The sequence below is a fragment of the Amycolatopsis sp. NPDC049159 genome, assembly GCF_040648295.1.
GTDB lineage: Bacteria > Actinomycetota > Actinomycetes > Mycobacteriales > Pseudonocardiaceae > Amycolatopsis > Amycolatopsis pretoriensis_A.
Window position 1 is genome coordinate 288,966 of the sequence record NZ_JBEZDL010000007.1, and the last position, 14,456, is coordinate 303,421.

The following is a 14,456-nucleotide window of genomic DNA, read 5'->3' on the forward strand; positions in this document are numbered from 1 at the left end:
ATCACCACCTCGCCGTGTTGGGCTCGAACCCGTCGACGTACTTGCGCATGTAGGTCACGTCGTCCCGTTTGGTCAGTCCACATCGGACGTAGTTCTCGTGCAGGCGGGCCAGTGCGTCCTCGTCCAGCTTGACGCCGAGCCCCGGCGTCGTCGACACCGCCACGGCACCTTCGCGGAACTCCAGCACGCCCGGCTCGACGACGTCCTCGACCTTCCACGGCCAGTGCGTGTCGCAGGCGTAGGTCAGGTGCGGGGTCGCCGCGGCGACCTGCACCATCGCGGCCAGGCTGATCCCGAGGTGGCTGTTGGAGTGCATCGACAGGCCGACACCGAAGCTCTCGCACGTCGTCGACAACGACTGCGTCGCCCGCAGGCCGCCCCAGAAGTGGTGGTCCGACAGCAGGACACCGATCGCGCGCGCCCGGAAGCCCGGGTCGATGTCGCCGAAGTTGACCACGCACATGTTGGTGGCCAGCGGCATCGACGCCTCGGCGGCCACCTGGGCCATGCCCTCGATGCCCGGCGTCGGGTCTTCGAGGTACTCCAGGACGCCGTCCAGTTCGGCGGCGACCCGGATGCCGGTCTCAGGAGTCCACGCGCCGTTCGGGTCGATCCGCAGCGGGTGCCCCGGGAACGCCTCGGCCAGCGCGCGGATCCCGTCGACCTCCTGCGCCGGCTCGAAAACCCCGCCCTTGAGCTTGATCGAGCGGAAGCCGTACTCGTCGATCATCCGCTTCGCCGAGCCCACCAGGGTTTCCGGCGTGGTGATCTCGCCCCAGGTGTCTTCGCGGCCGTCGACGTGCTTGCCGTACTTGTAGAACAGGTACGCGGAGAACTCCACGGCGTCCCGTGCCTTGCCACCGAGCAGGTCGGTGATCGGCCGGCCGAGGTACTGCCCCTGCGCGTCCAGGCACGCGACCTCGAACAGCGAATACACGCTCGCCACGGTCTTGCGGATGGAGAACCCGCCGATCAGCCCGTGCGCGTCGGTCAGCACCGTGTCCGACAACGCCCGCGCGACCAGCCGCTGCAGCCCGGGCAGGTCGAAGACGTCGTGGCCGCGCAGCTGCGGCAGCACCTTGCGCACCTCGCCGAGGAACGCGGAATCGCCGTAGGACTCGCCGAGCCCGACGATCCCGTCCTCGCACTTCACCTGCACGACGCTGCGCAGCGCGAACGGCTCGTGCACGCCCATCACGTTGAGCAGCGGCGGGTCGGCGAACGCGACCGGCGTCAGCACCACATCGAGGATCTTCATCAGCCCAGTGCCTTCAGCGTGACGAAGCCGTCCTCCACGATCTTCTCGAGCCGGTGGACCTGCTCCGGCGTCGGCTCGACCAGCGGCGGGCGGACCGGCCCGACCTTGTCGCCGCGCAGCCGGGCGGCGGCCTTCACCAGCGAGACGGCGAAGCCGGGCGTCTCGTCCCGCAGCGCCACCAGCGGCAGGTAGAAGCCGGTCAGCAGCGCGTCCATCACGCGGGTGTCGCCCTCGCCGAGCGCGCGGTGGAAGCGGTGCGCGATCTCCGGCGCGAAGCAGTGCACCGCCGAGGAGTACCGGGCGACGCCGATCGAGGCGTACGCCTTGGCCGAGACCTCCGCGGTCGGCAAGCCGTTGAAGAACAGGAACTTCCGCGACCGCTCGGTGTCCAGCGCGCGGATGGTGGTGACGATCCGGGTCATCACCTCGACGTCGCCGTAGCCGTCCTTGAGGCCCACGACCGAGGGGATGTCGAGCAGCGCCGCCGCGGTCTGCGCGGTGTACACGCCGGTGCCGCGGTGGTAGACGATCACCGGCACCGACGAGTCGCCCACGGCGTAGCGGACGAAGTCGACCAGGCCCGACGGCGGCCCGGTGACCAGGTACGGCGGCAGCAGCAGGACGCCGTCGGCACCCCCGGCCTCGGCGAGGGCGATGCCCGCCCGCGCCGAGGCGGCACCCCCGCCCGCACCCACCCAGACCGGAACGCGGCCCGCGGCGACCTCACGGGTCTTCGCGAGCACAGCGGCGTGCTCGGCCGGCGACAGGGAGCTGAATTCACCCGTGCCGCACGCGACGAACAGGGCGCCGGCGCCCGCCGCGATGTGGCTCTCCACGTTCTCCGCGAGCGCGTCGAGATTGACCTCGAGGTCCTCGGTGAACGGGGTGAGGGGGAAGGCCAGCAGGCCGTCCAGCGCGATCTCGGTCTGTGCCATCTGTTTTCTGCTCTCCGTTTGTCGGGTGCGGCCGGGGGTGGACCGGCGCCGGTCAAGCGGGCACGGTCGTGCCTTCCTTGGTGCGATCGACGTCGTCGTCGACGTTCACGGTGTCGACGATCTCATCGGCGACCGCGCTGCGCTCGGGCGCGAGCAGTCCGAGACCGACGTACAGGGCCAGCGAAACCAGGATCGGCGTGGCGATCAGCACCGTCTGGTTCGCGTTGAAGACGTAGTAGCAGAGCGCGTAGTCGATCAGGCCGCCCGCCCAGGACACCAGCGCCGCGCGCGGGCCGCACTTGCGGAACCACGGCAGCATGCCCAGCAGCAGCGGGATCGAGATCGGGCCCATCAGCGCGGCGACCCAGTTGACGACGATCTGCAGCACCCCGCCGAGGTTCTGCGCCTGGGTGGCCACCAGCATGGTCAGCGCGACGAAGATCACCGTGGTGATCCGGGCGGCCTTCAGGCCCTGGGTGTCCGTCCACTGCCGGGTGCGGCGGAACATCGCCGGGATCATGTCCCGGGTGATCACCGCGGAGATCGCGTTGGCGTCGGAGGAGACCATCGCCATGGTGTGGGAGAAGATGCCGGCCAGCACCAGGCCGATCAGGCCCGGCGGCAGGAACGTCGTGGTCATGATCGCGTAGGACTGCGTCGGGTCCTTGATGCCGGGGATCAGCAGCGGCGCCGCGAACATCGGGAACATCAGCACCAGCGGCCACAACAGGTACAGCGCGGACGAAAGGCGCGCGCCGCGCTTGGCTTCCTGGGTGTTCGGCGCGGCCATGTACCGCTGCGCCAGGTTCCACATGCCTCCGTTGTACTCCAGCGTCTTCACCAGCACGTAGACGAGCAGGAAGATGGTGGTGTACTTGGACGTCACGGGGTTGACGTGGTTTTCGGGCAGCTTGTCCCACATCGTCCAGAGCGCGGAGACGCCGCCGAGCTTGCCGAGCACGACGACGATCATCACGATCGCCGCGATGGCCTGGATGACGAACTGGCCGAAGTCGGTGAGCGCGTCGGCCCAGAGCCCGCCGATGGTGCAGTAGACGAGGGTGACCGCGCCGGTGATGAGGATGCCGAGGTTGTAGTCCAGCCCGGCGAAGACGTGCAGCAGCGTGGCGACGGCGAACCACTTGGCGGCGATGTCGAAGATCTTCAGCAGGCTGCCGCTCCAGGCCAGCGCCTGCTGCGTCGGCACGTTGTACCGCTTGGCCAGGTACTCCAGCGGCGAGGCGACGCCGAGCTTCGAGCGCAACCGGTTCCAGCGGGCGGCGAACAGCCAGCTGCCGATGCCCACGCCGATGCCGATGCTGGCGAAGCCCCAGAAGTACACGGTGACGCCGCTGGTGTACGCGACGCCCGCGTACGCGACGAAGAGCACGGCGCTGTAGCCGGACATGTGGTGCGAGATCCCGGCCAGCCACCAGGGCATCTTGCCGCCGGCCGTGAAGAAGTCCTTCACGTCGCTGACCCGTTTGTGCGACCACCAGCCGATCACGATCATCAGCGCGAAGTACGCGCAGACCATCGTCCAGTCGAGTGCGTGCACCGCAGGCTCCTTTCCGCGTCCACGATGATGCGGTCTCGAAGGAGATGTTCACATCCATGAACGGAGTCTGTTATAGTGATTATGTTCATCCATAAGAACGTTGTTCGGGACGCTAATATGGCCGGAGTCACAAGTCAACGGCCGGACGGAGGAGCACAAATGCCGCAGAAGGTGGACAACCCGGTAGCGGCCGAAGGCGCTCCCGCCGAGTCGTCGGGGGTGAAGTCCGCGCGCCGGGCCGTCGACCTCATCGAGACGTTCGCGGCGAACGACGTCTGGCTGTCGCTGTCCGACCTGCACGCGCGCACGGGCTTTCCGCGCTCGTCGCTGCACGGCCTGCTGCGGACGCTGCTGGAAGCGGGCTGGCTGGAGGCCGACACCAACACCGCCCGCTACCGCCTCGGCGTCCGCGCGCTGATCTGCGGCACGGCGTACCTGGACCGCGACGCCGTCGTCCCGTTCGCGACCGAGGCGCTCGAGCGCATCCGGGAGAAGACCGGTTTCACCGCGCACTTCGCGCGACGCAACGGCACCGAGGTCGTCTACCTGGAGACGCGCGAGTCGCAGCGCTCCACGCACCTCGTCTCCCGCGTCGGGCGCACGCTGCCCACGCACGCGACCGCGCTGGGCAAGGCGCTGCTGGCCGAGCTGACGCAGGAGGAGATCGAGTCGCTGATGCCGGCGACGTTGACGCCGCTGACGCCGAACACGATCACCACGCTCGAGGGCCTGCACGCCGAGTGCGCCGCTACGCGCGAGCGCGGGTACGCGGCCGAGGTCGAGGAGGGCACGCTGGGCGTCCGGTGCGTCGCCGCGGTGATCCCCTACCGGATCCCGGGCACGGACGCGATCAGCTGCTCGATGCCGATCTCCCAGGTGAGCGACGCCGACGCCCGTCGCGTCGGCGAGCTGCTCGCCGAAACCACCGCCGAGCTCGGGCAGCAGCTGCGCCGGGCCGGGATTCGCTGACCGCCGCCCTTATCGAGAGGACCACAATGACGGACCAGCGTGTGCTCATCACCGGGTCGGCGGGTGTCGTCGGCACCCTGATGCGGCCCCGCTTGAAGCGCGACGGCCGGGTGCTGCGCCTGCTCGACCTGGCCCCGCAGACGGCTTCGGACGCCTCCGAAGAGGTCGTGACGGCGTCGGTCACCGACCCGGCGGCGATGGCGGCGGCGTGCGAGGGCGTCGATGCGCTGATCCACCTGGGCGGCCACAGCCGCGAGAACTCGTGGGAAGCGACCCTCGACGTCAACATCAACGGGACGCAGACGGTCCTGGAGGCCGCGCGGGCAGCCGGGATTTCCCGGGTGATCCTGGCGTCGAGCAACCACGCGGTCGGCTTCCGCCGCAACGACTCCGACCTCCCCGCGGACTCGTCCCCGCGCCCGGACACGTACTACGGCGTCTCCAAGGCGGCGATCGAGGCGCTGGGCAGCCTGTACCACTCGCGGTTCGGCATGGACGTGATCGTGATCCGGATCGGCTCGTGCTTCGAGACACCGTTGCCGCTGGGCCCGCGCGGCCTGACGACGTGGCTCTCGCCGGACGACGGCGCCCGGCTGTTCGAGGCCTGCCTGTCGGCACCGTCGCCGGGGTACCGGCTGATCTGGGGCGTCTCGGACAACACGCGCCGGATCTACTCGCTGGCCGAGGCGGAGGCGCTGGGCTACAAGTCCCTCGACGACGCGGAGGTGTACGCGGAGCAGCTGGCGTCCAAGCCCGCGCCGACCGGACCCGCGGCCGAGTACGTCGGCGGCCCGTTCTGCACCGCTCCCCTGGGCGTCTTCAACCCGCTCTGACGGTTTCGGGAAGCCGCGGAGGTACTGGCACCTCCGCGGCTTCCTCGTCTCTTCGGGTGAAGCCATGATCCGGAAATCCCGCCGCGCGCGGAAGTGGGTCGTCGTCGTGGCTCGCGTGCTCGTCGTCCTCGCCCGCGCGGTCGCGCTGTTCGAGGTGTCGAAGTCGCGGATCTTCCAGTTCTTCGGCACCCTCGTGAACCGCGTCGAGACCACCGAGCGGGTCGTCGCGCTCACCTTCGACGACGGGCCCGATCCCGCCGGTAACCAGGCGAGCCTGGCCACCTTCGCGAGCGTCACGCGACGCAGACGACCCGTTCGCCGTCATGCGGGCCGGTCGTCAGCGCCCGGTGACCGGCACGGTCTTCCGCGACAACTCGGTCCGCTCGAGCAACGCCGAATCCGAAGGTTTCGTCTGCCACGGCGGTCAACGCCAGTTCACCCCCTGACGTACCGCGTCAGCATCGCGACCAGCTCGTTCTCCAGCTTCCGGAGGTCCACCGGTTCGTGGTCGGCGATGAGCTGGTGGACCACGAGCTCGGTCGTGGTGACGCAGAGCCGGGCCGCCGTCTCGGTGTCGGTCACCCGGACCTCGGGGTGGTGGTCGAACAGCTCCTGGACGTAGCCGACCAGGCCCTGCTTCAGCCGCTCGACCTTGTCGAGGAGCTCTTTCGACCGCGGTGCCTGTTCCATGAGCAGCCGCAGCAGCTGCGGGTCGTCGAGGTGGGTCTCGATCGCGCCGCGCACGAAGACGCGGAAGATCTCCTCGATCGGGCCGGGCAGTTCCCCGCGCTGGATCCGTTCCGTGGCGGCCGTGCCGTCGTCGAGGTGGCGGACCAGCAGCTCGGCCAGGATCGAGTCCTTGTTCGGGAAGTACTGGTACAGCGAGCCGATGGAGATCCCGGCCCGCTCGGCGATGCGGTTGGTGGTGCCCGCGGCGTAGCCGTGCTCGGCGAAAACGCGAGCAGCCGCGGTGAGGATCCGCTCCCTGGTCAGCTCGGCACGCACTTGGCGGGGCTGTTTACGTGGCTGGATGCGGCGCTCGCCCGGGCTCACGGCTCCTCCTTCCGCGCGGCTCGAAAGCGAGTAGCGCGAGATCTGAGTATTTGCTCATAATTGTGTCATGACCAGCACAAACACGCTGAGTCACGTCTCGATGGCCGAGGTGCGGTCCCGGCTGGGCGAGCCCGACGCGATGATCGAAGCCAAGATCGCCGACCGCGTCGACCGGCACGCCCGCCGCTTCATCGCCCACTCGCCGTTCCTGACGCTGGCCACCGCCGACGCGGCCGGCCGAGCCGACTGCTCGCCCCGCGGCGACTACCCCGGGTTCGTCAAGGTCCTCGACGAACGCACCCTCGCGCTGCCCGACCGCACCGGCAACAAGATCGCCGACTCCTTCCGCAACATCGCCGAGAACGACGGCGTCGGCCTGCTGTTCTTCGTCCCCGGCATGCGGGAAACGTTGCGCGTCAACGGAAGCGCGTACGTCACCGACGACCCCGACGTCCTCGCCCGGATGCGCACCGAGGCGAAGGAACCGATGCTGGCCATCGTCGTCCAGGTCGAGCAGGTGTACTTCCACTGCGGCCGCGCGCTGATCCGGTCCCGGCTCTGGGACCCGGCCAGCCAGGCGCTCGCCGCGGAACTGCCGTCGGTGGGCGAGATCGCCGCCGAGCAGATGAACGCCGACCCCGAACTCTTCGAGCAGATGCTCGAAGAGGGCTACCGGAAGCTGTACTGACCATGCAGAAGACGATCCTCGACCGCGTCGAGCGCGTCGCCGACGACGTCGTTTCCCTGGTCCTGCGGGGCGATGAGGGGCCGCTGGCGCCGTGGGAGCCGGGTGCGCACATCGACCTCGCGCTGCCCAACTGGCTGACCCGGCAGTACTCGCTGTGCGGCGACCCGGGTGATCTTTCCGCCTACCGGATCGCGGTGCGGCACGATCCGCTCAGCCGGGGCGGGTCCGAATACGTGCACCTCTACCTGCGCCCGGGCCGGACGCTCGAGGTTTCCCTGCCTCGCAATCACTTCCCGCTCGCGCCCGCGTCCGATTACCTGTTCCTGGCGGGCGGGATCGGGATCACGCCGATCGCACCGATGGTGCGGGCGGCCGGTGCCGGCGCGACGCTCGTGTACGTCGGTCGTTCCGCTTCGACCATGCCGTTCGCGGCGGAACTCCGTGCCGAGTTCGGCGATCGCGTGCGGTTGTTCTCCCACGGCCGACCGGACCTCGCGGCGCTGGCGGCGGAATTCTCTTCTGCCGAGGTCTACTGCTGCGGGCCGGCGTCCATGGTGGACGCGGCCGAAGCGCTGTTCCCTCGCGTGCACACCGAACGCTTTCAGCCGACTCGGCAGGTGTTCGGGCCGGACACGCCGTTCGACGTCGTGTGCGCTCGCTCCGGTGACACCATTCGGGTTCCGGCCAATGAATCCCTGCTCGACGCGTTGAGCTACGCCGGGCGGGCGGTGCCTTCGGGGTGTCGCGAAGGCGTTTGCGGTAGTTGTGAGCTTTCGGTGCTGGAGGGCGAACCGGAGCATCGGGACGACATCGGGGCGCCCGCCGGCCGGATGTACGCCTGCGTGTCGCGTTCGCTGTCCCCTCGGCTCGTGCTGGACGTCTGATGATTCCCAAGGTGCGTCGCCCGAAGACGCGGCGGATGATCGCGCTCGAAGTCCTGGCGAACACCGCGCCGAGTCCGTCGTTCCGGACCATCACCCTCGGTGGGGCGGACCTCGCGGACCTCGAGCCGGCGGGTGATGATCAGGCTGTGCGGCTGTTCTTCCCCCGGGTGGGTCAGGAGCGGCTGCGGATGCCGACGCTGGACAACGAGGGCTGGATGGCCGAGGTGCTCCTGATGCCGAAGAGCCGCCGGCCGTGGGTGCGCAACTACACGATCCGGCGATCGCGGGCCGGTGAGATCGACATCGAGTTCGCTCTGCACGATGGTGACGCTCCGGCGGCTTCTTGGGCTCGGCGGGCGCGGGCGGGGGATCGGGCTGGGGTGTTCGATCTCGGGATCAGCTACCTGCCGCCGGATGGGGTGCCTTGGCAGTTGCTGGTCGGGGACGAGAGCGCTTTGCCTGCGATCCTGGCGATCCTCGACCACGCGCCCGCCGATCTGGTGGCGGAGGTTTTCTTGGAGGTGCCTTCGGTCGGCGATGTCCGGGGCGTTGAGGCTCCGGCGGGGGTGCGGGTGCATTGGCTGCCCCGTGCTCGGGCTGGTGAGCGTCCTGGTGAGCTGGCTTTGGCTTCGCTCGTTGCGGCGAATCTGCCGGATGGCCCGGCTTACGCGTGGGTTGCCGGGGAGGCGGCGCTGGCTACCGGGGCGCGGCGGCATCTGGTGCGGGATCGTGGGTGGTCCAAGGCGGATGTCGCGTTTCTGGGGTACTGGCGGTATGGGCGGGCATCCCCGGGGTGATTTTCGGGGCTGAAGGACTGTCCTCGCCGGACGGGCAGGCTCGGGGATGGCCACCCAGCTCGGGTCGGGCGTGGGGCTTTCGGCGGGTATCATCGCTGGGGCCTCGATGGTGAGGAGTTGGGCGTGGGTGAACTCGGACTGGGTGATACCAACGGCATCCTTGCGCTGCCCTGGGTTCGGCCTGATCGGACCAGTGCCGGTCTTGGGTGGGAGCGCCTCTACGTTTCCCGGCAGCGGGAGCGGCCCTATCGGGCCGAGTTCGGGGCCGCGCGTAGCCATCAGCTGATCCTGCACCTTGATGGCCCGGTGACCGTTCGCCGCGGTGTCGGCACCCCGCGGGAGCAGCGTCGGCGGATGCCTGTCGGGGGGCTCTTCCTCCAGCCTTCGCACGCGGAACTGTCCGTCGAGCTGGGTGGGGAGCTCGACAGTGTGCACGTTTACCTGGCTGATGATGCCGTTCAGGAAGCTGCCGGGGGTTCCGCTCCGGTCCGGCTTGCCGAGGAGCTCGGGAGTACCGATCCCCTGCTCGAACAGCTCGTGCTGAGTCTCGATGGGGTCGTGCGGGACTGGGAGCCGGGCGCCCGTACCTACGCCGACCAGCTGGGTGCGCTCGTTGCGGCGCAACTGGTCCGCCGGCACCGTGTCGGGCGTGCTCCCGAGCCGGTCGGCAGAGGGCTCTCCGACCGGCAGTTCGCGACCGTTCGGGACTTCATGGCGGACCGGCTGGCCTCGCCGGTCCCGTTGAGCGAGCTGGCGGCGCTCGCGGGGCTGAGCGTCAGCCAGTTCTCGCGGCGCTTCAAGGCTCGCACGGGCCTGCCCCCGCACCGCTTCCTGCTGCGGCTGCGGGTGGAGCAGGCGGGGTTGCTGCTGCGCACGGGCGACGCGCCGATCGCGGAGATCGCCGTCCGCTGCGGGTTCTCGCACCAGGAGCACCTGACCCGGGTGCTGCGTGCCCAGCTGGGCACGACGCCGGCGGCCCTGCGCCGGGCGGGCTGACACACGCGCGTTTCGTGCCGGCCGGCAGCATGAACGTGCAGGACCGCCGCCCTCCGGACGCCGGATACTCGCCGCATGACCTCGTTCAGCTACGCCGCGAACCCCGTTCGGGTGGTCTTCGGCTCGCTCGACAGCCTCGGTGCCGAAGCCGACCGGCTCGGGCTCACCCGCGTCCTGCTGATCGGCCGGCCGCGGCACGGGGACCGGGCCGCCGAGGCACTCGGCTCCCGGCTGGCCGCGCGGTTCGGAGAGCCCGCCATGCACACGCCCGTCGACGTCACCGAACGGGCGCTCGAGGTCGTCGCCGAGCACGACGTCGACGGCGTCGTCGCGATCGGGGGAGGCTCTGCCACCGGGCTGGCCAAGGCCATCGCCCTCCACACCGATCTGCCGCAGCTCATCGTGCCCACGACCTACGCCGGCTCCGAACTCACCTCCGTGCTGGGGCAGACCGCCGACGGGCGCAAGACCACGCAAAAGACCCCCGCGGTCCGGCCCGAAGCCGTCCTCTACGACGTGCGGCTCACCCTCGGACTCCCGGTGAGCGTCTCCGCGGCCAGTGGTCTCAACGCGCTCGCCCACGCCGTCGAGGCCCGCTACGCCCCCGACGCCAACCCCATGACCGACCTGCTCGCCGCGGAGGCCGTCAGGCTGCTCACCAGCGCCTTGCCGCGGATCGCCGAAGATCCGTCCGATGTGGACGCCCGTGCCGACGCCCTCCGCGGTGCCTGGCTCGCCGGTACCTGCCTCGACTCGGTGAAAATGGGACTGCACCACCGGCTCTGCCACCACCTCGGGGGCAAGTTCGGCCTGCCGCACGCCGAGACCCACGCCGTCCTGCTCCCCCACGTCATGGCACACCTGGGGCTCGAGGACGCGGACGACGTCTTCGAACTCGCCGCGAGCCTCCCCGTCCCGCACTCGCTGGCCGAACTGGGGCTCACCGAAGCCGACATCGAGGACGAGCCCGAAGCGGACCTCCTCCGCCAGGCCGTGCACGGCACCCGCCCGGCCGCGCGCCCGAGTCTCAAGGCGCTCACCAAGCAGGTCGTCGACAGCTTCGCCGGCGCCCCGGACCGCGTGCGCGTCCTCCTCACCGACCTCGTCGAAACCCTGCACGGCTACGCCATCCGCACCGATCTCACGCAGGACGAGTGGGAGTACGCGATCGGCTTCCTGACCCGCGCCGGGCACATCACCACCGACACGCGGCAGGAGTTCATCCTGCTGTCGGACACCCTCGGCGTCTCCAGCGTCGTCGACGTCCTGACCAACTCGCGCACGCCGGACACGACGCCGTCCGCCGTGCTCGGGCCGTTCTACGTCGAAGGGCCGCCCGAAACCCCGCAGGGTGCCGACATCGCGGCCGGGTTGCCGGGGACTCCCCTGTGGACCGACGTCCGGGTCACCGACACCGAAGACGATCCGGTGGCGGACGCGGTCGTGGACGTCTGGCAGTCCAATGAGGACGGTTTCTACGACGTCCAGCTGCCCGATGTGGACGGTCCGGTGCTGCGGGCCCGCTTCCGCACCGACGCCGGCGGGCGGCTGCGCTTCCGGACCATCGTGCCCAGTGCGTACCCGATTCCCGCCGACGGGCCGGTCGGCGAGATGCTCGACGCCGTCGGGCGGCACCCCTACCGTGCGCCGCACGTGCACTTCATGATCGCCAAGCCCGGGTACCGGACGCTGATCACCCAGCTGTTCGTCGCCGGCGGCGAATACCTCGACTCCGACACCGTGTTCGGCGTCAAGGAGGGCCTGATCGTCGACTTCGCCGACCAGCGGCTCGAATTCACCTTCCGGATCTCGGGGAGCACCGAATGAGCTACGACACCGACGTCATCGTGGTCGGCAGCGGCCCGGCCGGCGGCTCCGCGGCCCTGCTGCTCGCCACCTACGGCGTGCCCACCGTGCTCGCCACCAAGTACGGCTGGACGGCGAACACGCCCCGCGCGCACATCACCAACCAGCGCACCATGGAGGTGCTGCGCGACCTCGGGGTCGAGGACAAGGCCCTCGCCGTCGGCACGCCGCCGGAGCTGATGGGCGACACCGTGCTCTGCACGTCGCTGACCGGGCCGGAGATCGGCCGGATCGCCAGCTGGGGCACCGGCGACCGGTCGGCGGCCGAGTACACCGCGGCCAGCCCGTGCCACATGATCGACCTGCCGCAGACCTACCTCGAGCCGATCCTGGCGAGCGAAGCCGCCGCGCGCGGTGCGAAACTGCGGCTGGACACCGAATTCCTCGACTTCACGCAGGACGACGACGGCGTCACGGCCCGGTTCCACGACCGCGTGCGCGGCGACGATTTCACCTTGCGCGCCAAGTACCTCGTCGGTGCGGACGGCGCCCGCAGCCGCGTCGCCGAGCAGGCCGGCCTGCCGATCGCCGGCCAGACCGGCAAAGCGGGCAGCATGAACATCACGTTCACCGCCGACCTCGCGCCGTACGTGGCCCACCGCCCCAGCGTCCTGTACTGGGTGATGCGGCCGGGCGCGCACCTCGGCGGGATCGGAATGGGCCTGGTCCGGATGGTCCGGCCGTGGAACGAGTGGCTGCTCACGTGGGGCTACGACATCGAGCAGGCCCCGCCGGAGGTCGACGTCGAAGAGGCGACGCGGCTGGTGCGCGACCTGGTCGGCGACCCCGGACTGGCCGTCGGGATCACCTCGACATCACTGTGGACGGTCAACCACAACTACGCGACCGAGTACCGCAACGGCCGGGTGTTCTGCGCCGGGGACGCCGTGCACCGGCACCCGCCGTCCAACGGGCTGGGCTCCAACACGTCCGTTCAGGACTCCTACAACCTGGCCTGGAAGCTCGCGATGGTCCTGCGCGGCGAGGCGGGCGAAGGACTGCTCGACAGCTACAGCGCCGAACGCGCGCCGGTGGGCAAGCAGATCGTCGACCGGGCGAACCTCAGCCGCGACCAGTTCGGGCCGATCTTCGCCGCGCTCGGCATCGACGGCGACACCGACGCCGACGGCATCACCGCCGGGCTCGAGACCTGCCTCGCGCCGACCGCCGACGGCGCGCGCAAACGTCGTGAGCTGGAGCGGGCCATCGAGCTGAAGCACTACGAGTTCAACGCCCACGGCGTCGAGCTGGACCAGCGGTACCGCTCCGGTGCGGTGCTGCCCGACGGCACCACCGCCGAGCCGGACCGCGATCCCGAGCTGTTCCACCGGCCGAGCACCGAGCCCGGCGCGAAGCTGCCGCACGCGTGGCTGGTCGGCCCGCACGGCCGCCGCGTGTCCACTTTGGACCTCGTGGCCGGCGGCCGGTGGACGGTCCTGACCGGGCTGACCGGCACGCCGTGGCGCGACGCGGCCGCCAAGGTGGGTGCCGAGCTGGGCCTCGACCTGCGCGCCGTCCGGATCGGCGACCCCGGGGCCCGCGACGCCTACGGCGACTGGTCCCGGCTGAGCGGCATCGACGAGGACGGCTGCCTGCTGGTCCGCCCGGACGGCTACGTCGCCTGGCGCCACGCCACCGCGGCCCCCGAAGCCGCGAAGGCCCTGCTCAGCGCGGTGCGGACGGTCCTCGACCGGCCGTGATCACGGTGTGGTGGTGACCCCGGTGAACGTCACCGGGGTCTTCGGGGGCCCGCTGCCGTCGCCGATGCCCGGCTTCGACGCGTCGATGCCGCCGCGGGCGACCTGGTCCAGGACGGCGAGGCCGGCGTCGTCGATGCTGCCGAACACCGTGTACTCCGGCGGGATCTGCGTCTCGCCGAAGACCAGGAAGAACTGCGAACCGCCGGTGTCGGGCTGGCTCGTCTTCGCCATGGCCAGGATCCCGCGGCCGTAGGTCAGCTCGGGGAACACCTCGTCGCGGATCGTGTAGCCCGGGCCGCCGGTCCCGTCCCCGACCGGGTCGCCGCACTGCAGCATCTGCAGCCCGTCCGTCACCGAGAGCCGGTGGCACGACGTGCCGTCGTAGAAGCCCTGCTTGGCCAGGCTCAGGAAGTTGACCACGGTGCACGGCGCCAGCGCGCGGTCCAGCGTCAGCCCGATGGTCCCCGCGCTCGTCGCGAGCCGCACCCCGGCCGTCCCGGACGACGGCGCCGGGCCGTCCGGCGGCAGCGCGACCTTCTTCGGTGCCGGCGCGCCGGGGTCCGGGGTGAACGCGCAGGTCACCGGGTCGGCCAGCGGTTTCGTCCGCTTCGGCAGCGCGGCCCGGCCGCCCGGGATCGAGACCGGCGAGCTGACCGCGGCCGGCGGCGCGGAAGACGACGATGACGTCGACGCCGCCGCGGTGAAGAAGCCGCCGTCGGCCTGACCGTCCGGTTTGCGCAGGAAGCCCGGATAGCCCCAGGCCAGGAAGGCCAGCACCATCACGACGACGACCACGGCCGACCCGGTGACCAGCGCGATCGCCGTCGTCGAAGTCCGCTTCGGCGGCACTGGCGGCTGCCACTGCCCGTACGGCTGGGGCCGCTCCCCCGGCTCGCTCATGAAGGCTCCCCTCGTCGAG

14 protein-coding genes are annotated in these 14,456 nt (G+C 70.4%); 8 read left to right on the forward strand and 6 right to left on the reverse strand.

What is annotated here, in order from left to right; genetic code table 11:
• Position 1 precedes the first annotated feature (1 nt).
• From AB0B33_RS16105 to AB0B33_RS16115, 3 genes are read right to left on the reverse strand one after another with little or no spacing between them, the layout of a single operon-like run.
• Positions 2-1,258, reverse strand: a complete 1,257-nt coding sequence (locus tag AB0B33_RS16105) for a glucarate dehydratase family protein (protein WP_360771891.1) — start codon at positions 1,256-1,258, stop codon at positions 2-4.
• On the reverse strand, positions 1,258-2,193 hold the full coding sequence (locus AB0B33_RS16110) for a 5-dehydro-4-deoxyglucarate dehydratase (protein WP_360771894.1): 936 nt from the start codon (positions 2,191-2,193) through the stop codon (positions 1,258-1,260). Before AB0B33_RS16110 ends, AB0B33_RS16105 begins: the two co-directional genes overlap by 1 nt.
• A 52-nt stretch (positions 2,194-2,245) precedes the next feature.
• Entirely contained in the window at positions 2,246-3,751 is a 1,506-nt protein-coding gene (locus tag AB0B33_RS16115) for a sodium:solute symporter family protein (RefSeq protein ID WP_360771897.1), read from the reverse strand.
• A gap of 159 nt (positions 3,752-3,910) precedes the next feature.
• Between AB0B33_RS16115 and AB0B33_RS16120 the strand changes: the two genes are divergently transcribed.
• A complete protein-coding gene (locus AB0B33_RS16120; protein WP_360771900.1) occupies positions 3,911-4,720 on the forward strand; it encodes an IclR family transcriptional regulator in 810 nt (269 codons plus the stop codon).
• Positions 4,721-4,746: 26 nt separating this feature from the next.
• Entirely contained in the window at positions 4,747-5,553 is an 807-nt protein-coding gene (locus AB0B33_RS16125; RefSeq protein ID WP_360771903.1) for an NAD(P)-dependent oxidoreductase, read from the forward strand.
• Here AB0B33_RS16125 and AB0B33_RS16130 read toward each other — a convergent pair.
• Positions 5,540-5,878, reverse strand: a complete 339-nt coding sequence (locus AB0B33_RS16130) for a hypothetical protein (protein ID WP_360771905.1) — start codon at positions 5,876-5,878, stop codon at positions 5,540-5,542. The two genes, AB0B33_RS16125 and AB0B33_RS16130, sit on opposite strands and share 14 nt — an antisense overlap.
• A gap of 110 nt (positions 5,879-5,988) precedes the next feature.
• Complete coding sequence (locus AB0B33_RS16135; protein WP_360771908.1) at positions 5,989-6,558, reverse strand: TetR/AcrR family transcriptional regulator; 570 nt, start codon at positions 6,556-6,558, stop codon at positions 5,989-5,991.
• Positions 6,559-6,673: 115 nt separating this feature from the next.
• Between AB0B33_RS16135 and AB0B33_RS16140 the strand changes: the two genes are divergently transcribed.
• The 6 genes from AB0B33_RS16140 (at position 6,674) to AB0B33_RS16165 (ending at position 13,537) form a co-directional block, all read left to right on the forward strand.
• The gene (locus AB0B33_RS16140; protein ID WP_360771911.1) at positions 6,674-7,294 is read left to right on the forward strand and encodes an MSMEG_1061 family FMN-dependent PPOX-type flavoprotein; all 621 of its coding nucleotides are present in this window, start codon (positions 6,674-6,676) and stop codon (positions 7,292-7,294) included.
• Between the two features lie 2 nt (positions 7,295-7,296).
• A complete protein-coding gene (locus tag AB0B33_RS16145; RefSeq protein ID WP_360771914.1) occupies positions 7,297-8,178 on the forward strand; it encodes a PDR/VanB family oxidoreductase in 882 nt (293 codons plus the stop codon).
• On the forward strand, positions 8,178-8,975 hold the full coding sequence (locus AB0B33_RS16150; RefSeq protein WP_360771917.1) for a siderophore-interacting protein: 798 nt from the start codon (positions 8,178-8,180) through the stop codon (positions 8,973-8,975). The genes AB0B33_RS16145 and AB0B33_RS16150 overlap by 1 nt, the downstream gene beginning before the upstream one ends.
• A gap of 123 nt (positions 8,976-9,098) precedes the next feature.
• Positions 9,099-9,971 carry an AraC family transcriptional regulator gene (locus AB0B33_RS16155; protein ID WP_360771920.1) on the forward strand — a complete coding sequence of 291 codons (873 nt, stop codon included), beginning with the start codon at positions 9,099-9,101 and terminating at the stop codon, positions 9,969-9,971.
• 75 nt (positions 9,972-10,046) lie between these two features.
• On the forward strand, positions 10,047-11,798 hold the full coding sequence (locus AB0B33_RS16160) for a maleylacetate reductase and hydroxyquinol 1,2-dioxygenase domain-containing protein (RefSeq protein ID WP_360771923.1): 1,752 nt from the start codon (positions 10,047-10,049) through the stop codon (positions 11,796-11,798).
• Positions 11,795-13,537, forward strand: coding sequence for an FAD-dependent monooxygenase (locus AB0B33_RS16165; RefSeq protein WP_360771926.1), 1,743 nt, complete (start codon positions 11,795-11,797; stop codon positions 13,535-13,537). Before AB0B33_RS16160 ends, AB0B33_RS16165 begins: the two co-directional genes overlap by 4 nt.
• On the opposite strand, the gene AB0B33_RS16170 is transcribed toward AB0B33_RS16165, so the two are convergent.
• Positions 13,538-14,437, reverse strand: a complete 900-nt coding sequence (locus tag AB0B33_RS16170) for a peptidylprolyl isomerase (RefSeq protein ID WP_360771929.1) — start codon at positions 14,435-14,437, stop codon at positions 13,538-13,540.
• Positions 14,438-14,456: the final 19 nt, after the last annotated feature.